Annotated in this window: 15 protein-coding genes; 7 read left to right on the top strand and 8 right to left on the bottom strand. The window is 68.1% G+C overall.

Going from position 1 to position 18,371, the window contains the following annotated elements; genetic code table 11:
• Nucleotides 1-27 precede the first annotated feature (27 nt).
• Together ACZLIB_RS16605 and tldD are read left to right on the top strand one after the other, a co-directional pair.
• Entirely contained in the window at nt 28-3,891 is a 3,864-nt protein-coding gene (locus ACZLIB_RS16605; protein ID WP_478468172.1) for a YhdP family protein, read from the top strand.
• Nucleotides 3,892-3,951: 60 nt separating this feature from the next.
• On the top strand, nt 3,952-5,397 hold the full coding sequence (gene tldD, locus ACZLIB_RS16600) for a metalloprotease TldD (RefSeq protein WP_478468170.1): 1,446 nt from the start codon (nt 3,952-3,954) through the stop codon (nt 5,395-5,397).
• Between the two features lie 41 nt (nt 5,398-5,438).
• Here the strand turns inward: tldD and yjgA are convergent, their stop codons facing one another.
• Nucleotides 5,439-6,026, bottom strand: a complete 588-nt coding sequence (gene yjgA, locus ACZLIB_RS16595) for a ribosome biogenesis factor YjgA (RefSeq protein ID WP_049398682.1) — start codon at nt 6,024-6,026, stop codon at nt 5,439-5,441.
• Nucleotides 6,027-6,094: 68 nt separating this feature from the next.
• On the opposite strand from yjgA, the gene pmbA reads away from it, so the two are divergent.
• Both pmbA and ACZLIB_RS16585 read left to right on the top strand, forming a co-directional pair.
• Nucleotides 6,095-7,462: a metalloprotease PmbA gene (gene pmbA, locus ACZLIB_RS16590; RefSeq protein ID WP_478468168.1), complete on the top strand. Its 1,368-nt coding sequence runs from the start codon at nt 6,095-6,097 to the stop codon at nt 7,460-7,462.
• 87 nt (nt 7,463-7,549) lie between these two features.
• Nucleotides 7,550-7,921, top strand: coding sequence for a DUF4870 domain-containing protein (locus ACZLIB_RS16585; protein ID WP_010482972.1), 372 nt, complete (start codon nt 7,550-7,552; stop codon nt 7,919-7,921).
• 85 nt (nt 7,922-8,006) lie between these two features.
• On the opposite strand, the gene ACZLIB_RS16580 is transcribed toward ACZLIB_RS16585, so the two are convergent.
• The 5 genes from ACZLIB_RS16580 to ACZLIB_RS16560 all read right to left on the bottom strand — a co-directional run bounded on the left by ACZLIB_RS16580 (nt 8,007) and on the right by ACZLIB_RS16560 (nt 13,236).
• Nucleotides 8,007-8,885: a polyprenyl synthetase family protein gene (locus ACZLIB_RS16580; protein WP_049398680.1), complete on the bottom strand. Its 879-nt coding sequence runs from the start codon at nt 8,883-8,885 to the stop codon at nt 8,007-8,009.
• Nucleotides 8,875-9,135, bottom strand: a complete 261-nt coding sequence (locus tag ACZLIB_RS16575) for an exodeoxyribonuclease VII small subunit (protein WP_005410522.1) — start codon at nt 9,133-9,135, stop codon at nt 8,875-8,877. The genes ACZLIB_RS16580 and ACZLIB_RS16575 overlap by 11 nt, the downstream gene beginning before the upstream one ends.
• 36 nt (nt 9,136-9,171) lie before the next feature.
• Nucleotides 9,172-10,458, bottom strand: a complete 1,287-nt coding sequence (gene tilS, locus ACZLIB_RS16570; protein WP_478468167.1) for a tRNA lysidine(34) synthetase TilS — start codon at nt 10,456-10,458, stop codon at nt 9,172-9,174.
• Nucleotides 10,459-10,987: 529 nt separating this feature from the next.
• Complete coding sequence (locus ACZLIB_RS16565) at nt 10,988-11,533, bottom strand: WG repeat-containing protein (RefSeq protein ID WP_032128996.1); 546 nt, start codon at nt 11,531-11,533, stop codon at nt 10,988-10,990.
• On the bottom strand, nt 11,530-13,236 hold the full coding sequence (locus ACZLIB_RS16560; protein WP_032128997.1) for an alkaline phosphatase: 1,707 nt from the start codon (nt 13,234-13,236) through the stop codon (nt 11,530-11,532). The genes ACZLIB_RS16565 and ACZLIB_RS16560 overlap by 4 nt, the downstream gene beginning before the upstream one ends.
• A 154-nt stretch (nt 13,237-13,390) precedes the next feature.
• Between ACZLIB_RS16560 and ACZLIB_RS16555 the strand changes: the two genes are divergently transcribed.
• The gene (locus tag ACZLIB_RS16555) at nt 13,391-14,725 is read left to right on the top strand and encodes a dicarboxylate/amino acid:cation symporter (RefSeq protein WP_006381938.1); all 1,335 of its coding nucleotides are present in this window, start codon (nt 13,391-13,393) and stop codon (nt 14,723-14,725) included.
• A gap of 261 nt (nt 14,726-14,986) precedes the next feature.
• Here the strand turns inward: ACZLIB_RS16555 and ACZLIB_RS16550 are convergent, their stop codons facing one another.
• Together ACZLIB_RS16550 and ACZLIB_RS16545 are read right to left on the bottom strand one after the other, a co-directional pair.
• Nucleotides 14,987-15,760, bottom strand: coding sequence for a C40 family peptidase (locus ACZLIB_RS16550; protein WP_005414115.1), 774 nt, complete (start codon nt 15,758-15,760; stop codon nt 14,987-14,989).
• A 131-nt stretch (nt 15,761-15,891) separates the two neighbouring features.
• Complete coding sequence (locus ACZLIB_RS16545) at nt 15,892-16,470, bottom strand: C40 family peptidase (RefSeq protein ID WP_065428014.1); 579 nt, start codon at nt 16,468-16,470, stop codon at nt 15,892-15,894.
• A gap of 73 nt (nt 16,471-16,543) precedes the next feature.
• Here ACZLIB_RS16545 and ACZLIB_RS16540 point away from each other — a divergent pair, with 73 nt between their 5' ends.
• Both ACZLIB_RS16540 and ACZLIB_RS16535 read left to right on the top strand, forming a co-directional pair.
• Entirely contained in the window at nt 16,544-17,026 is a 483-nt protein-coding gene (locus ACZLIB_RS16540) for an FKBP-type peptidyl-prolyl cis-trans isomerase (RefSeq protein ID WP_478468166.1), read from the top strand.
• Between the two features lie 99 nt (nt 17,027-17,125).
• On the top strand, nt 17,126-18,370 hold the full coding sequence (locus ACZLIB_RS16535; RefSeq protein ID WP_478468165.1) for a DUF418 domain-containing protein: 1,245 nt from the start codon (nt 17,126-17,128) through the stop codon (nt 18,368-18,370).
• The last annotated feature ends 1 nt before the right edge of the window (nt 18,371 follow it).

Raw genomic sequence — 18,371 nt, 5'->3', positions numbered from 1 at the left:
TCGCCGGCCGCAGGCCGGCGGTGGCCGATGAGCGCGCCGCCGCGCCTGCGACTGCGAAGGATCCGCCGTCATTTCATTGCCGCCTGCGCGGTGGGCCTGGTCGGGCTTGCACTGCTGGTGGGCACCCTCAGCCAGCTGCTGCCGCTGGCCGAGCGCCATCCCGACAGGATTGCCGCCTGGCTGAGTGAACGCGCTGGCCAGCCGGTGCGTTTCGACCAGCTGCAGACCGCCTGGACCCGGCGCGGCCCGCTGCTGCAGCTCAAGGGCCTGCGCATCGGCGCCGGCCAGGGCCTGGCGATCGGCGAGGCCGAAGTGCTGGTATCGATGTACAGCGGCCTGTTGCCTGGCCGGTCGCTGACCGAGCTGCGCCTGCGTGGCCTGGCGCTCGACCTGCAGCAGGGCGAGGACGGTCGCTGGTCGGTACGCGGCCTGCCGCAGGCCGCCAATGGCGGGGACCCGCTGGATGCGCTGCGCCGGCTGGGCGAACTGCAGGTGATCGGAGGCCGCCTGGGCGTGCATGCGCCGGGGCTGGGGATCGACACCACGCTGCCACGCATCGACGTGCGCCTGCGGGTCAACGGCGACCGCCTGCGTGTAGGCGTGCGTGCCTGGGCCCAGACCGAAGCGCTGCCGTTGACGGCGGTGCTGGACGTGGACCGCGTGCGCGGCAATGGCCAGGCCTGGCTGGGCGCCGATCCGGTCGATTTCCATGCCTGGTCGCCGCTGCTGGCGGCCGGCGGTGTGCGCCTGCGCGAAGGCAAGGGCGAACTCAACCTGTGGCTGACCCTGCGCGATTTCGCGCCGGTGGCGGTGACCACCGATTCGGACCTGCGTGATGTCCGCATCGATGGCGCGCCGATGCCCTCGATGGCGGCTCCGCAGCTGCAGCTGCAGCGGTTGCAGGCACGCCTGCGCTGGCAGCGCCAGGCTGATGGCTGGGCGTTGCAGGTGCCGCGCCTGCGCCTGAAAACCGAAGAGGGCGAGCAGCAGCTCGATGGCCTGCAGCTGCAGCTTGGCAAGCAGCTGCGGGTCCGTTCTGGCGAAGTGCAGGCCGGCACCGCGCTGCGTGCGCTGGCCCTGAGCGATCGTCTCGAACCGGGCCTGCGTCGCTGGCTGTTCCTGTCCAGGCCGCAGCTGGATGTGCGCGAGTTGCAGCTGGCGGGCGAACGCGATGGCCCGCTGTGGGCGCAGGGCGAACTGCAGTCGCTGGGCTTCGCCAGCGTGGGCAATTCGCCCGGCCTGCGCGGCCTGGGCGGGCGCTTCGAAGGCGACGCGGATGGCTTCAGCCTGCAGTTGCAGCCGCAACGGCAGCTGCAGTTCGATTGGCCGACCGGCTTTGGTGTGCGTCATGACCTGCATCTGGCGGGACAGGTGGTGGGCTGGCGCGACGAGGGCGGTGGTTGGCGTATCGGTACTGCGGCGATGCGCGTGGAAGGCACCGACTATGCGGCCGACGTGCGCGGCGGGGTCTGGTTCCAGGGCGACGGTACGCGGCCGTGGCTGCAGCTGGCGGCCAAGCTGGACGACGTGCCGATGACCGCGGCCAAGCGCTTCTGGATACACTCCAAGATGAGCAAGGGCGCCACCGACTGGCTGGACATGGCGCTGGCCGGCGGCCAGGTGCGCAATGGCATCGGCCTGGTCAGTGGCGACCTGGACGACTGGCCGTTCGACAACAACGATGGCCGCTTCGAGGCCACCGGCCATATCACCAACGGTGACATCCGTTTCCAGCACGATTGGCCGTTGATGAGCCAGGTCGACGCCGATATCGCCTTCATCGGCCCCGGCTTCGACATGCATGGGCGCGGCGATCTGGCCGGTGTGGCGGTGCAGAAGTTCGAGGCGGGCATTCCGGATTTCGGGCAGCAGCCGCTGTATGTGCGCGCCGATGCGCAGAGCGAGGCGGGCAAGCTGCTGGCGATGCTGCGGCAGAGCCCGCTGCACAAGGATTATGGCGACACCCTGGACAACCTCACTGCTGCCGGCCCGGCGCATGTGACCTTCGATCTGCTGCAGCCACTGCACCACGATGAAGGTGGCGGCCACCTGCAGGGGACGGTCGATCTGGCCGGCGTGAAGCTGGTCGACAAGCGCTTCCAGCTCGCCTTCGACAACATGCAGGGGCAGGCGCGCTACAGCAATGGCGGTTTCGATGCCGAGGCACTGTCGGTGCGCCACCTTGGCCAGGACGGTCGCCTGAGCCTGCGTGCCGGTGGCTACGTGCACGACAGCAGACTGGCCTTCGAATCGCAGCTGTCGGCCACGCTGGATGCTGGCGTGCTGATCGACCGCGCGCCGGAGATGGCCTGGCTCAAGCCCTACATCACGGGAACCTCGCCGTGGACCATCGCGGTCAGCCTGCCCAAGGTCGCTCCAGGGGCGCCTGCGCCGCCCAGCGAGCTGCGGTTGAGCTCCGATCTGGTCGGGACCCGGCTGGACCTGCCGGCGCCGCTGGACAAACCGGCTGCCGAGCCGTTGGCGACCACCGTGGCTGCACAGCTGCCGATGGGGGCCGGCCGCATCGACGTTGCGTTCGGCCAGCGCCTGGCGCTGGCCGCACGCAGCCACAACAACCAGACCGGTGTGCAGGTGACGCTGGGCAGCGACCATGTCGACCGCGAGCCGCCGCCGAGCGGATTGACCGTCAATGGCCGCAGTCCGACCCTGGACGCTCTGGAGTGGATCAGTCTGGCGCGGGGTGGCAGTGATGACGACGCCATGCCGCTGCGTGCGGTGGACGTGCAGGTCGGCCAGTTGAAGCTGATCGGTGGCGTGTTCGAGCAGACCCGGTTGCAGCTGCGCCCGGGCGCGCAGGCACTGGATGTGCGCCTGGACGGCCCGTCGCTGGCCGGGCGCCTGACCGTCCCCAATGCAGACGGCGGCACCATCAGTGGCCAGCTCGACCGCGTGCACTGGCAATCCCTGCCGGCGGCTCCGGGTGCATCGGCCGCACCGGCACGGGTACAGGCCGGCGCCAACGACATGGACCCGGCCAAGCTGCCGCCGTTCGCGCTGGACATCGCCGACCTGAAGTTCGGCAAGGTGGTGCTGGGCCAGGCGGTACTGCGTACGCGGCCGCTGGCCAATGGCCTGAACGTGGACGAGCTGCGCTTCCGTGCGCCCGACCAGGAGATCGACATCAGCGGTCGCTGGCTGGGCCGCACCGGTGGTGGCCGCACCGAGCTGACCGCACAGGTGCGCAGCGAGGACCTGGGCGGATTGATGCAGAACCTCGACTACGGCGGCCAGCTGCGTGGCGGTTCCGGCCAGGCGCAGCTGCAGGCCACGTGGAGTGGGGGGCCGTCGGACTTCCAGCTGGGCAACCTGCAGGGCCGCCTGGACCTGCACGCGCGCAACGGCCAGCTGCTGGAGCTGGAACCGGGCGCTGGCCGGGTGCTGGGCCTGCTCAGTGTCACCCAGCTGCCGCGGCGCCTGATGTTCGACTTCCGCGACTTCTTCTCCAAGGGCTTCGCGTTCAACCAGATCGACGGCAGCATGCAGTTCGGCCAGGGCATGGCACGCACCGACAAAGTGCTGATCGAAGGCCCGGCAGCCAACATCACCATCCGCGGCCAGGCCGACCTGCGCAACCAGCAGTTCGACCAGACCATCGACGTCAACCCGCGCGCCGGCAACCTGCTGACCGTGGTCGGCGCAGTGGCCGGCGGCCCGGTGGGCGCGGCACTCGGCGCCGCCACCAATGCGGTATTGTCCAAACCGCTCGGCGAGATCGGCGCCCGTACCTACAAGGTGACCGGCCCATGGAAGGAGCCGAAGGTGGACGTGATTGAACGCAGCCGCGACAAAACCCCGCCGGCGCCTGCACCGGGCCCGGCTCCAGCGGTGCCGCCGACGGTCACCGACCTGCCACGCTCGCACTCGCGCTGAGCGTGGTTTTCCTGTTCATGGGGCTTGCCTCAGCGCCCCCGCATCCCCAGATCGAGACACATGACTGACATCGCCCTGACGCTTGCCCAAGACCGCCTGCTGCGCCCCGGTGGCCTGGATACCGCTGGCCTGGAGCGCACCTTCGGCCAGCTGCTCGGCCCCGGTGTGGACTTTGGCGACCTTTATTTCCAGCATGCCCGCCGCGAGAGCTGGAGCGTGGAAGACGGCATCGTCAAGGACGGCGCCCATTCCATCGAGCAGGGCGTGGGCGTGCGGGCGATTTCCGGCGAGAAGACCGGCTTCGCCTACTCCGACGACATCCATGCTGATGCGCTGCTGACGGCGGCGCAGTCGGCGCGTGCGATCTCGCGTGAAGGTGGCGCCCAGTCCGGGCGGTCGCTGCTGCGCGGCAACGCGCGCGCGCTGTACCCGGCGCTGGACCCGATCGATGGCATCGGCAACGAGGCCAAGGTCGAGGTGCTCAAGCGCCTGGATGGCTACCTGCGTGCCGCCGATCCGCGCGTGAAGCAGGTCATGGTCAGCCTGTCCGGCGGCGTCGATACGGTGCTGATCGCCCGCAGCGACGGTGTACTGGGAGCCGACGTGCGCCCGTTGGTGCGCCTGAACGTGCAGGTGATCGTCGAACACAACGGCCGTCGCGAGTCCGGCTATGCCGGAGGCGGTGGCCGCTATGGCTACGGGGAACTGTTCGCCGAGGGGCGTCCGGAAGCGTTCGCCCGCGAGGCACTGCGCCAGGCGCTGGTGAACCTGGACGCCGTTCCGGCACCGGCCGGGGTGATGCCGGTGGTGCTCGGACCGGGCTGGCCCGGCGTGCTGCTGCACGAAGCGGTCGGCCATGGCCTGGAGGGGGACTTCAATCGCAAGGGCACCAGCGTCTACGCCGGCCGCATCGGTGAGCGGGTGGCGGCGCCGGGCGTGACCATCGTCGACGACGGCACGCTGGACGGTCGCCGTGGCTCGTTGAACATCGACGACGAAGGCCACCCGACCCAGTGCACCACGCTGATCGAAGACGGCATCCTGGTGGGATACATGCAGGACAGTCTCAACGCACGGCTGATGGGCATGGCGCCGACCGGCAACGGGCGTCGTGAATCGTTCGCGCACCTGACCATGCCGCGCATGACCAACACCTACATGCGCGCCGGCCAGCATGACCCGCAGGAAATGATCCGTTCGGTGAAGAAGGGCCTGTACGCAGTCAACTTCGGTGGCGGCCAGGTCGACATCACCAGCGGCAAGTACGTGTTCTCGGCCACTGAGGCCTACCTGATCGAGGATGGCCGCATCACCACGCCGGTGAAGGGTGCGACGCTGATCGGCAACGGTCCGGAAACCATGCAGAAGGTGCGCATGGTCGGCAACGATCTGGCCCTGGACGAGGGCGTGGGCATCTGTGGCAAGGACGGGCAGAGCGTGCCCGTGGGTGTCGGCCAGCCCTCGCTGCTGATCGAGGGCATCACGGTCGGCGGTACCCAGGCCTGAGCCGGGCGATGGCCAGCGCCACCGCCCAGGCCGGCGCGGACTCAGTCCTCGTCGGCTTCGTCGCTGTCGACGGGGTCGGCGTCTTCGGCGCTGGCCTTCAGGCCCAGCGCGGCCGGCAGCATCAGGGCGCGCAGCACCTGGAAGATTTCGCGGTAGGCGCGCGGCGGCTTGTTCCTGGCCTTCTCGGCCTGCGCATTGCGCACCAGCGTGCGCAGCTGCTGGCGGTCGGCCTGCGGGTAGTCGTCCAGCAGTGCAGCCAGCGCCTTGTCACCCTCGGCCAGCAGGCGCTCGCGCCAGTCTTCCGCGCGGTGCATCATCGCCACTTCACGGCGACCGGTTTCGCTGTTGGCGTCCAGCGCATCGCGGATCGCATCCAGCGTGGCGTCTTCTTCGCGGCGCATGTGCTTGGCCAGAAACGCCAGCTGGCGCTTGTGGGCGATGTGGGCGGTGATGCGCTTGCATTCGGCGATATGCGGCAGCAGGTCTTCCGGGATCGGCAGGCGTGCCAGCTGGGCCGGGGTCAACGACACCAGCTTCTCGCCCAGGGCCAGGACGTCGAGCGCGTCGCGCCGGTTCTGGCTGCGGCTCTTGTCGTGGAATTCACCGGTTTCTTCGTCGCGTCCGCGCATCGTTCCTACCTGATCTCAAAAAAAGTCGCCCGGCGTGATGCCGGGCCCAACCCGTACAGGATAAAGCATTGAACGTGATCGCCCCTGAAGTCGCTGTCGGCGACGACAGCCTGGCCCGGCTGGAACGGCTGGCCGACCTCTCCCAGCAGCTGCTCGACCGCGCCCGTGCGCTGGGCGCCAGCCAGGCCGAGGTCAGCTGCAGCGAGGATCGTGGCCTGGAGGTCAATGTCCGCCTTGGCGAGGTGGAGACCGTGCAGTCCACCCGTGACCGCGGTATCGCCGTCACCGTCTATTTCGGCCAACGCAAGGGCAGCGCCAGCACCGGCGACCTGAACGAGGCCAGCCTTGCCGCCACGGTCGAGCAGGCCTGTGCGATCGCCCGGCACACCGAAGATGACCCGGCTGCCGGCCTGGCCGAGGCCGCACTGATGGCCACCGATTTCCCGGATCTGGATGCCTGGCACCCCTGGGCGCTGCAGGCCGACGAGGCGGTGGACCTGGCCCTGGCCTGCGAGAACGCAGGCCGTGAGGCCGATGCGCAGATCCGTAATTCCGACGGCGCCTCGGTTTCGAGCATGCAGAGCCTGTCGGTGTACGCCAATTCGCATGGCTTTTTCGGCCGTGAGCGTGGCACCCATCATTCGGTGGGCTGTGCGCTGATCGCCGGCCAGGGCGATGGCATGCAGCGCGATGGCTGGTACACCAGCGCGCTGGCCCGCGAGGATCTGGAAGAGGTGGGCCTGGTCGGTCGTCGTGCTGCCGAGCGCACCGTCGCCCGCCTGCAGCCTCGTTCGATGGCCACCGGCAGCATGCCGGTGCTGTTCGCCCCGGAAGTAGCGCGCAGCCTGGTCGGCCACCTGCTGTCGGCGGTGTCCGGCGGAGCGCTGTACCGCCAGGCCAGCTTCCTGCTGGACAGCGTTGGCCAGCAGCTGTTCCCGGACTGGATGCAGATCGAGGAACTGCCCCACCTGCGCCGTGGCCTGCGCTCGGCCGCCTTCGACGGTGACGGCGTGGCCACGCGTGCTTCGGCCCTGGTCCGTGACGGCGTGCTGCAGCGCTATGTGCTGGGCAGCTACTCGGCACGCAAGCTGGGGCTGCAGACCACCGCCAATGCCGGTGGCGTGCACAACCTGCAGCTGGCCGCCAACGCGGGCTCCCTGCAGGACATCGCCCGGCAGATGGGCGATGGCCTGCTGGTGACCGAATTGATGGGGCAGGGCGTGAACGGGGTGACCGGCGACTACTCGCGCGGTGCCGGCGGCTTCCGCGTCGAGAATGGTGAGATCCAGTACCCGGTGGATGGCATCACCATCGCCGGCAACCTGCGCGAGATGTTCAGCAGCATCGAAGCGGTCGGCAGTGACGTCGACCCGCGCTCGCACATCCGGACCGGTTCGATCCTGCTGGGGCGGATGACCATCGCCGGTAATGATTGATGGCGTCGATGGCGTAAGCTATGCCCGCCTGACGCAACCAGCTTGGTGCTGGTGGGTCAAGACCACCCAATGAAAAGGAGTTTTGTCGTGAGCGAATTCGATAACGTCCCGCCGCCGCCGGCCACCACCGACGTGCCGGCCGACCAGCGCACCATGGCCCTGGCCGCGCACCTGCTGGGCATCTTCACCGGCTTCATCGGCGCGCTGATCATCTGGCTGATCAACAAGGATGACGCGGGCAAGGCCTTCGTGACCGACCAGGCCAAGGAAGCCCTGAACTTCCAGATCACCGTGACCATCGCCATGGTCATCAGCATGATCCTGACCATCGTGATCATCGGCGTGTTCCTGGCCCCGATCGTGGGCATCATCAGCCTGGTGTTCAGCATCATCGCAGCGGTCAAGGCCAACAACGGCGAAGCCTACCGCTACCCGTTCGCACTGCGCCTGATCAAGTAATACCGGCGGCATGCGGAATTGAGAACGCCCGGCATTGCCGGGCGTTTTCATGTGCGGGGCGCGACGGGCGGTGCCCGGCGAGCGATCAATGATCGCGTTCGACCGCCAGCGTCGCCAGTGCACGCAGTGCATCGGCCTCTTCGCCATACCCGGCCAGGATCGCCTGCATGCGTGCCGCGAGTTCGTGCAGCTGGGCCTTCGCCCCGTCCATGCCGAGCAGGGCGGGGAAGGTGCTCTTGTCCTGCGCCTGGTCCTTGCCGGCGGTCTTGCCCAGTTGCTCGGAACTGGCCTCGACATCGAGGATGTCGTCGCGTACCTGGAAGGCCAGGCCGAGTGCGTCGGCGAAGCTGTCCAGCTGGGCCAGCTGAGGTTCGTGGGCCTGGCCGCACAGCGCGCCCATGCGCACCGCCGCACGGATCAGCGCGCCGGTCTTCAGGGCATGCATGCGGGTCAATGCCGCCAGCGTCTGCTGCTGGCCGGTGGCATCGATATCCAGCGCCTGGCCGCCGCACATGCCAGCGGCGCCGGACGCGTGGGCCAGGGTCTGCAGGCAGGCCACGCGCAGCGTGGCCGGCAGCGGTGCATCGGCCAGCAGGCCGAAGGCACGGGTCTGCAGCGCGTCGCCTGCCAGAATCGCGGTGGCTTCATCGAAGGCGATGTGGGTGGTCGGCTTGCCGCGACGCAGCGCGTCGTCATCCATCGCCGGCAGGTCGTCATGCACCAGCGAGTAGGCGTGGATGAGTTCGACGGACATGGCGGCCGCATCCAGGCTTTCCGGCTGCGCACCGAACAGGTGGCCACTGGCATAGACCAGCAGCGGGCGCATGCGTTTGCCACCGCCCAGCACCGAATAGCGCATGGCCTGGTGCAGGCGCTGCGGCGCTTCGGCAGGCGAGGGCAGCGCGGCGTCGAGCTGGCTTTCGATACGGTCGCGCCAGCGCGCGAACAGAACCTCAGCCGTCATGGCTGGGCGGATCGAAAGGCTCGGATGCCTCCGGCTGCGCCGGATCGCTGAGCAGGCGCACGCGCAGCTCGGCCTGCTCCAGCGCCTGCTGGCACTGGCGATACAGACCGACGCCACGTTCGTAAGCACTGAGCGAAGCTTCCAGGCTCAGCTCGCCGGTTTCCATCTGCTCCACCAGCTGCTCCAGCGATTCGAGCGACTGCTCGAACTGGGCGACCGGGGAGGCGTTTTCGGGGGACTTCTTGGCCATGCGGCAAGTGTGGACGGGCCGCGCGCGGGGGTCAATTCACCAGCCGCCCGGGCGCCACTGCAACTGTGCGCCATGCGCCTGCAGCCAGGCCTGCAGCGGTGCGGCGACGACCACGTCGGCGGCGGCCAGCAACTGCGGGCCATCAAAGATCAGCGGCAGCTGCGCGCGCCGCCAGGGGGCGAGGTGTTCGCGTTGCAGGCAGTCCTTCAACGCGTGCGAATGCTGGCGACCGGGCAGCAGAATGCGCTCACCGCCCACGCGTGCACGGACCTGCAGCGGGCGATCGAAGGCCGGGGTGCCCTGCAGGCGCAGCTGTCCGCCATCTGGCAGTGCCAGCGGTGCGCGTCCATCCCATTCGGCCTGCCACTCGTGGGGAAGCGCAGGCAGCCGGGCCGGCAGAAGGTAGGCGTGGTCGCGCCACTGTTGGATCGCGTGATCGTGCCAGCGCACCCGCGCCTGGCGATCGTTGTCGGCCGGCAGCAGCTCGTCCAGCGCCTGCTGCAGCACGGTGGCCGGCAGCGGTGCCGCACCGTGGCCGGTCACCCAGGCGCGCAGTACGCGCGCGGCGCGCCCCGGTGAGACCTGGCGTAGCAGCTGCAGCGACAGCACGCGTGGAGCGACTTCCAGGTGTGCGATCAGCTCGGCGTCTTCCTCGTCCAGCAGCTCGCGGGTCTGCCCGCAGTGCACTGCGCTGCCCGCCAGCGCCGCAGCGGCATGCGGCCAGCGCTGGCGCAACAGCGGCAGCACCTGCAGGCGCAGGAAGTTGCGATCGGCGTGGTCGTCGGCGTTGCTGGGGTCTTCGATCCAGTGCAGTGCATGCTGGCGGGCGTAGTCGAGGAGTGCACTGCGTGGCACTGCCAGCAGCGGTCGCCATAGAGGCTTTTCGCCAAGGCGGCTGTGCGTGGACATCGCCGCCAGGCCATCGACGCCGGAAGCGCGCAGGGCGCGCAGCAGGAATGTCTCGGCCTGGTCGTCCAGGTGCTGCGCCAGCGCCAGTGTTTCGCCGTTGCGCAGTTCGGCCGCGAACGCGGCACGTCGCGCCTGCCGTGCCGCACCTTCGAGACCCAGCCCCGTACCGCTTTCAACCTGCACGTGGCGCACGGCCAGTTCGATGCCCCGTGCCGCGCATTGCTGCTGGCAGTGCAGCACCCAGTCGTCCGCATCGGCTTGCAGGCCATGGTGCACGTGCACCGCGCGCAGCGAGGTGCCGGAGGCCTGTGCGCAGCGCCACAGCCAGTGCAGCAGCACGGTGGAGTCGACACCACCGCTGTAGCCCACCAGCACGGGCGCATCCAGCGGAACGAGGGCAGGGAATTCGGTCACGGCGGCAAGTATAGGGTTGCTCGGCAGGGCTGCGCCCTGCACCCGTTACAAGCAACAGCAACAGCAGAAGCTGGTTTCCTGAGGGTTGGCGGGGTTGGTCCGGTTGCGGGAGACGCCGTAAACCCATCCATGGGGGCTTGGCCGCGGCATCCATGCCGCGGACACTCCCGCAACCGGACCCATCCCGCCTTCGACAGATATTCACGATCTGTCGGAAATGCTCTTGGGGTCAGATCCGTTTTCCGCAGGAAAACGGATCTGACCCCGGATTCAATTCGATATCTGACAGATCTGATCCACGCATGGCGTGGATGGTCCAACCGTCACCGGAAATCTGTCGGGGGTGGGGCGGTGTGGGTGGGCAGGACCGTTGGCGCCATGGATGGCGCCATCGAGCCCCCATGGACGGGTTTACGGCGTGTCCTGACCACCCACACCGCCCCGCCCAACTCACAGGAAACCAGAGCCGCTTTTGATCTCGATTTGGCTTCGGCTTCGGCAGGTGCAGGGCGCAGCCCTGCCGAAAAACCTACTTTACCCGACGGCCCGAGCGGTCGATCCGGAACCGCTCTCCGCCTTCCATCGGCGTGTGGCCATCGGCATCCGGCGTGCCGCGCCGGCAGCCATTGCAGACTTCGGCCACGCCATCCTGGAACGGCCAGCCGAAATCGAACGTGCCGGGCACCACCTGGCGGAACTTCAGATCGAAGTAGGCCACGCGGTTGCCGACGCGGGCGCGCAGCAGGCCTTCCTGCGGCGTTTCCGGGCCGTTGTCCCAGGTCAGTACCGGCAGGCTGCGGCCCTTGCGGTTGACGTAGTGGAAGCCCTGGTCGGCGTACACCACGGCCAGGCCATGGTCGTCGTAATTCAGGTCCTTCAAGGTGTCGGCACTGATCTTCGGCCGGTGATCGACCACTTCGCAGTTGGGCAGCGGCCACAACCCGTGTTCGTCGGTCAGCAGCTTGCACGCCGGTGCCTGTGCCGCTGCATTGGCACTGACCAGCACGCCAAGCAGGACCAGCGACCGCGCGAAGCGGCCGCTGGCAGGGGCAGGGTGGGCCTGCCTCACGATCACTTGGCCTCGGCCTTGCGCTCGAATGCGGTCGGCGCCGGCAGCTGTACCGGCACGCCCTTGTCATCGCAGGTGCCGGCCTGGCACAGGCGTTCGCGCAGGGCCGGGGTGGCCTGCACGATCATGTGGTAGATCGCGTTCTGTTCCAGCGTGCCGCGGATCGCCTTGCTGCCCGGGCCGCGTGCCCAGATACCGACGTCTTCGCCGCCGTGCGACTCGGACTTCATCGGCACCAGTGCTTCCTGCATGTAGTCCGGATGCTCGGTGTCGACCTCGCGCAGGTTCGGGCGGCCGTTGGCCGGTTCGAAGCTGCTCGGGTTGTGCGGGTAACGCTTCGGACCGGCCGGCTGCTGGTTGCTGCTGCCGGTATGGCCCGGGCCATTGGCGTAGCTCAGCGTGGTGTACGGCTGGCCGGTGCCGTCCAGCGCGTAGTCCAGCTTGCCGGCGCCGTCTTCGCCGCCCTTGTCCTTCACCTTGCCCAGGATCGGGTTGCCGCGCGCCGGGTAGCCGACGAAGTTCAGGGTGTGCGAGTGGTCGGCGGTGACGATGATCAGGGTATCGTCGGCCGAGGTCAGTTCGTTGGCCACGCGCACCGCGTCGGACAGGGCCACGGTCTCGGTCAGCGCACGGTAGGCGTTGCCGCTGTGGTTGGCGTGGTCGATGCGCGCGCCTTCGATCATCAGCACGTAGCCTTCCTGGTGCTTGGCCAGATTCTTGATCGCGGCGGCAGTCAGTTCGGCCAGGCTCGGCTCACCGCCCGGATCCTGCGGGCGCTCGTACTCGTAGCGCATGTGGTCCGGCTCGAACAGGCCAAGGATGGCCGGCGCATTCGCGGCGGCGGCCAGCTGCTTGCTGTTCCACACGTAGGCACCCTGCGGATGCGCCTGCTGCCATTCCTGCACCAGGCTGCGGCCGTCCAGGCGCTGGCCGACCTTGTCGTCGTATTCCGGATCGCGCTCTTCCACAGTGGTGAATTCACCGCGACCGCCGCCGAGGGCGACCAGCGGGCCGCGCCCATAGCGCGAGGTCGACAGCAGCTGCTGGGCGATGTCCTTGCAGCCGGCAGCCTTGGCGGCTTCAGTCAGGTCGGTATCGTTTTCCCAGTTGCGCTCGGGCGAGTGCGCATAGGTGGCGGCCGGGGTGGCATGGGTCAGGCGCGCGGTGGAGACCACGCCGGTGGCCAGGCCGGCGCTGTCGGCCAGCTGCAGCCAGGTCAGCAGGCCCTTGGACAGGCTGTCGGCGCAGTCGGTGCGGCTGCCGGCGCTGACGCCGATCGCGCCCATGTGGGTCTTCACGCCGGTGGTGATGGCGGTCATGGTGCCGGCCGAATCCGGGGTTTGCGAATCGGTGTTGTAGGTCTTGCTGAACGCCGTGGCCGGGAAGCGCTCCCAGGACAGCAGGTTCTCCTCGCCCGAGCCACCCTTCTGCTGGCCTTCGTAGATGCGCGAGGCGGCCACCGTGGTCAGGCTCATGCCGTCGCCGAGGAACAGGATGACGTTCTTGGCCTTGCCGGACATCGCGCCGTTGGCGGCGGCCTGGGCGGCGCCGCTGCGGTACCACCACTGCGGGGTCTCGCCGGCCGGATGGGCAACGGGGTCGACGGCGACCTTCAGGCCGGCCGGGGCGGACGCGGGGGTGGTGCTGGCGCAGGCGCCCAGCAGCAGGGTGGTGGCGCAGGCGGCCAACAGGGAGACGGAACGGCGCATGGACGCTGGGATCTCACAAACTGTAACGGGACGTTCATTATGCCCGCCCTCGCAAGGCACGCCGATGACACACTGATTTGCCGGCCGGGCGGTCGTTCCGCGGGCCGCCTTGGGCTATCGTGCCAGCATCCCTTCCTTCCCCTCTGGATTGCCTATGAAGCTGGTCTCTGCCTGGCTGCGGATTCCATTCTGGCAGCGCGTGGTCGGTGGCTTCGTGCTCGGCGCGCTGGCCGGCTGGGCGCTCGGCCCGGCCGCGGAAACGTGGTTCGGCCCGCTCGGCGAGCTGTACGTCACCCTGATCAAGATGATCGCCGTGCCGCTGGTGTTCTTCGCGGTCATCAACGCAATCTCGTCGCTGCACGGCCAGAAGTCGGTCGCCGCGCTCAGTGGCCGCACCTTCCTGTGGTTCGTGATCACCGCCGCGTTGGCGGTGTGCGTCGGCCTGGGCGTGGGCACCGTGCTGCAGCCCGGCGCCGGTGGCCTGCAGCTGTCGATGGCCAGCAACTACGTGCCGCGCGAAGTGCCCAGCGTGGTGCAGGTGCTGCTGGACGTGGTGCCGGCCAATGTCTTCTACGCGCTGTCCGGCATCGGCACCAAGGTCAATGCGGCCGGTGAAACCGTGCTGGCTGCCGGTCGCGGCTCGATCCTGCCGGTGATCTTCTTCGCGGGCCTGGTGGGCTTTGCGATCGTCAAGCTGGGCGAGAAGGTGACCGAGGCGCGCAAGCTGGTCGGGCAGATGAGCGACATCATGATCCAGGTGACGCGCTTCGTGCTGGAAGTCACCCCGATCGGCACCTTCGGCCTGATTGCCGGCCTGGTCGGCAGCTACGGTTTCGAGAAGCTGCTGCCGCTGGGCCACTTCGTGCTGGCGCTGTACGTGGCCTGCGCACTGCACATCGTGGTGGTCTACAGCGCACTGCTGCTGGCGCACGGCCTGAACCCGCTGAAGTTCTTCCGTGGCGCGGCGCCGGGCATGCAGGTCGCCTTCGTCAGCTCGTCCAGCTTCGCAGCGATGCCGGTGGCGCTGCGCTCGATCACCCACAACCTGGGCGTGAACAAGGACTACGGTTCGTTCGCGGTGCCGCTGGGTGCCAGCATCAAGATGGATGGCTGCGGCGCGATCTACCCGGCGCTGTGCGCGGTGTTCATCGCGCAGTACAGCGGTGTGCCGCTGACCCCGGAACAGTACGTGGTGGTGCTGATCGCCTCGGTGCTGGGCAGCTTCGGTACCGCCGGCGTGCCGGGTACCGCGGTGATCATGGCCACGGTGGTGCTGAGCGCAGCCAACCTGCCGCTGGAGACCATCGGCTACCTGTATGCCATCGACCGCATCCTGGACATGATGCGTACGATGACGAATGTGACGGGCCAGATGCTGGTGCCGGTGATCGTGGCCAAGGAAACCGGCCTGCTTGACCAGGCGGTGTATGACAACCCGTCCAGCAATGTGGGTGTGGATGATCCCGACCCGACACCGCCACGCGCCTGAGGTTGCGTGGAGATGAAAAGCCCGCCCTGACCGGCGGGCTTTTTGTTTTGGAGCTGACTGGCGCGGTGCCGATCAGGGTAGGTCCCTGGTAGATCCACGCCATGCGTGGATGGCCGCAGTGCCGACCAACGGTCGGCACCCACTGGGGCAGGTGGCGCAGTGCCGGCCAAGGTCGGCACCCAGTGGGGGCGCAAACAAAAAAGCCGCTGCAGGGCAGCGGCTTTCTCGTGTCAGGCGGCGCGGTAGCGCCAACCGGTCAGATCAGAGATCGACCCGGCGGGCCTGCATGAACTTGTTGCCCCAGTAGCCGCTGAGCAGGGTGTCCACGCGGACGTCCTTGCCGGAGCTCGGTGCGTGCAGGAAGCGGCCATCGCCAACATAGATGCCGACGTGGTCGACGCGGCCCTTGCGGCCGAAGAACACCAGGTCACCGGCAGCCAGTGCGGTGCGGTCGTTGATCAGTTCGGCGTTGTCATCGTGCGCCATTTCGCGGGAGACGCGCGGCAGCTCGATACCCAGGGCCGAGCGGAACACGTAACCGACCAGGCCGCTGCAGTCGAAACCGCTGTCCGGGTTGCTGCCACCCCAACGGTACGGGGTGCCCAGCAGGGTCATCGCGCGGCGCAGCAGCGATTGCACCTTGCCGTTGTCGGCGGCGGTGCCGACAACGCTGCCATTGGCGGCGCTGCTGGTGTCGTAGTTGGCGAGCAGGCGGCTGAGATCACCGGCTACCACGGCCGAGCGGTCCATCAGCGGAATGGTGTCATTGGCGGCCAGGTGCGGCAGCAGGGCGGCCAGCGTGGCGCTGGCGGCGGCATCGACGCGGCTGCGCTGCGGAGCGGCAGCCTCGGCCTTGGCGGCCGGTCGGGCGGTGCTCTCGGCCACCGGGGCCGGGGTCACATCGGAACGGTTCGGAGCAGTCTGCGACCAGGCCGGAAGGCTGGTCAGACACAGTGCCAGGCCAAGCAACAGCGGGCGGGCACTACGTGAAGATACGGAAGTCTGGCCTTCGCTTTTCAGGTCGTCAGTCGTCACGCGTCGGTCACAGGAAAAAAACGATGGGGCATCATGCCCTGTAAAAGCGGCAATAAGTTAAAAATTCCGTTAGTAAATCGTTAGTTGTATGGTGATGTGCGTCACAATTTTGAACATATCGCCTGTTCATCTTAGCGGAGGACGCGTTTCGCCCCGGTGTAGTGGTCCTTCCAGTACGGACCGCTGAGCGAGTCCAGCCGGACCGTGCCACCGGTGCTCGGCGCGTGCACGAAGCGCCCTTCACCCACATAAATGCCGACATGGGTGACGCTGCCGCGGCTGCCGAAGAACACCAGGTCGCCGGTGGCCAGGCGCTGCGGGTCGATCTTCGGGCCCTGTACCGCCGCCAGGTCGCGCGAGGTGCGCGGCAGTTTCAGGTCCAGCATCTCGCGGTAGACGTAGGCCACCAGGCCGCTGCAGTCGAAGCCGGAGTCGGGGGTATTGCCGCCATAGCGATAGGGGGTGCCGACCAGGCTGATGGCGCGCATCAGCACCGAGTTGGCCGCCTCGGGATTGTCCGGCACGGTCTTCGGCCAGTTCGCGGTTGGCGGTGGTGGCGCGGGGCGGGTGGCCTTGCCGCCGCCGCAGGCGGTCATCAGCACGGGCAGGGCCAGCAGCAGGGCCGGGGCGAGGAGCCGGCGCAGGCCGGACGAAACTGGCGTGATGTGCATGATCTCCGGATAATGCGCCACCTTAGGATTGGCCGTCATGATGGCGGCGTCCCCGCCGGGCGACAACCCGCCCCAACCCGCCTGCCTCCGGCAGATCCAGACAGAGTTGCGCATGAAGATCGAAAAAGACCGCGTTGTCCGCTTCCACTACACCGTTTCCGAAGTCGGCCAGGAGCCGATCGAATCGTCCAAGGACCGCGGCGAGCCGCTGGCGATCCTGATCGGCCACGGCAACATCATCCCGGGCCTGGAAAACGCCATGATGGACAAGGAAGCCGGCGCGACCTTCAGCGTCGACGTCAACGCTGCCGATGCCTACGGCGAGCGTCGTGAGGGCCTGTCCCAGCGCGTGCCGAAGAAGCACTTCGGCAACACCAGGCTGGCTCCGGGCCAGCAGGTCGTGCTGCAGACCAACTTCGGCCCGCGTGCGGTGACCGTGCAGAAGGTCGGCATGAGCGTCGTCGACGTCGACCTGAACCATCCGATGGCCGGCAAGGACCTGCACTTCGACGTGGAAATCGTCGATGTGCGCGAAGCCGGCAAGGAAGAAATCGACCACGGCCACGTCCACGGCGACGGCGGTCACCAGCACTGATCGCAGCGCGATCGTGATGGCAGCAACGGCCCGCTTCGGCGGGCCGTTGCGTTTGTGGAACACGGCGCGGCCATCCATGGCGCGCAGGCCGGCGGCATAATGGCGGACCTGCCCGACGGACGCCCTGTGAACGCCGCTTCTCCTTCCCTGCAGCCGGTGGCTTCCGGCGAACGCATCGCCGTGCTTGACGTGCTGCGCGGTGCTGCGCTGCTGGGCATCCTGCTGATGAACATCGAGGCCTTCAGCGGGCCGCTGGACCTGGCGTTCACCGGCATCGACGTGCATTGGCAGGGCATCGACTACTGGGCCGATGCCTTTGTCTACGTGTTCGTGCAGGGCAAGTTCTTCACCCTGTTCTCGTTGCTGTTCGGTGCCGGCTTCGCGGTGATGGCGCAGCGCGCTGAGGCCGCCGGGCGCGACTTCACCCCGTTCTACCTGCGCCGCAGCGCTGGCTTGCTGCTGATCGGTCTGTGCCATGCACTGCTGGTCTGGTCCGGCGACATTCTGGTGATGTATGCACTGATCTCGTTGCCGCTGCTGGCCTGCCGCGAGGCGCCACGCAGCTGGCTGCCGTGGATGGGGCTGATGGTCTACCTCGGCGGTGTGGCGATGATGCTGCTGGTCGGCGCGATGGTGTCGATGGCTTCGGCCGAAGATGGGCAGGGCATGCTTGCCGAGGCGCAGCGGAGCATTGAGCTGCAGCGGCAGGTGTACGGGCAGGGCAGCTGGGCGCAGGCCAATGTGCAGCGCCTGAATGAGTTCGGTACGTCGATGGGGGCGCTGCTGATCACCGGCCCGGAAGTGCTGGGCATGTTCCTGATCGGCAGCTGGTTCGCCGGCAGTGGCGCGCTGGCGGCGCCGGAGCGCTTCCCGCGGCTGTACGCGTCGCTGCGCTGGGTCGCGTTGCCGCTGGGCCTGCTGGTCACGTTGATCGGCGTTGCCTGGAAACCCTACCTGGCACCGGGCGCCTACAACCTTCCGGTGACGGCGGCGATGGGCCTGGTGACCATAGGCGGCCTGCCGATGTGCCTGGGCTATCTGGCGTGGATCGTGCACTGGCGCACGCGGCTGGCCTGGCTGGCGCCGGTGGGGCGCATGGCGCTGACCCATTACCTGGCGCAGTCGCTGGTCTGCACGCTGCTTTTCTATCACTACGGACTGGGATGGTTCGAGGTGATGCCGCGCAGCGTGCAGCTGCTGTTCGCACTACTGCTGTTCGCTGTGCAGGTGGGCATTTCGCACGCGTGGTTGCGCCGCTTCCGCTTCGGGCCCATGGAATGGCTGTGGCGGGCGATGACCTACCGGCAGTGGCCGCCGATGCGGCGCGGGGCTGGGCAGGGCTGAT

This window comes from Stenotrophomonas sp. 220_Sma (assembly GCF_056487375.1).
This window is presented reverse-complemented; position numbering and strand designations above follow the sequence as displayed.

Bases quoted from the DNA above. Each gene is read 5' to 3' on its own strand.
- ACZLIB_RS16605 (WP_478468172.1), top strand. From the start codon at position 28: ATGAGCGCGCCGCCGCGCCTGCGACTGCGAAGGATCCGCCGTCATTTC.
- tldD (WP_478468170.1), top strand. From the start codon at position 3,952: ATGACTGACATCGCCCTGACGCTTGCCCAAGACCGCCTGCTGCGCCCC.
- yjgA (WP_049398682.1), bottom strand. From the start codon at position 6,026: ATGCGCGGACGCGACGAAGAAACCGGTGAATTCCACGACAAGAGCCGC.
- ACZLIB_RS16580 (WP_049398680.1), bottom strand. From the start codon at position 8,885: ATGACGGCTGAGGTTCTGTTCGCGCGCTGGCGCGACCGTATCGAAAGC.
- ACZLIB_RS16575 (WP_005410522.1), bottom strand. From the start codon at position 9,135: ATGGCCAAGAAGTCCCCCGAAAACGCCTCCCCGGTCGCCCAGTTCGAG.
- ACZLIB_RS16560 (WP_032128997.1), bottom strand. From the start codon at position 13,236: ATGCGCCGTTCCGTCTCCCTGTTGGCCGCCTGCGCCACCACCCTGCTG.
- ACZLIB_RS16555 (WP_006381938.1), top strand. From the start codon at position 13,391: ATGAAGCTGGTCTCTGCCTGGCTGCGGATTCCATTCTGGCAGCGCGTG.
- ACZLIB_RS16545 (WP_065428014.1), bottom strand. From the start codon at position 16,470: ATGACGGCCAATCCTAAGGTGGCGCATTATCCGGAGATCATGCACATC.
- ACZLIB_RS16540 (WP_478468166.1), top strand. From the start codon at position 16,544: ATGAAGATCGAAAAAGACCGCGTTGTCCGCTTCCACTACACCGTTTCC.
- ACZLIB_RS16535 (WP_478468165.1), top strand. From the start codon at position 17,126: ATGGCGGACCTGCCCGACGGACGCCCTGTGAACGCCGCTTCTCCTTCC.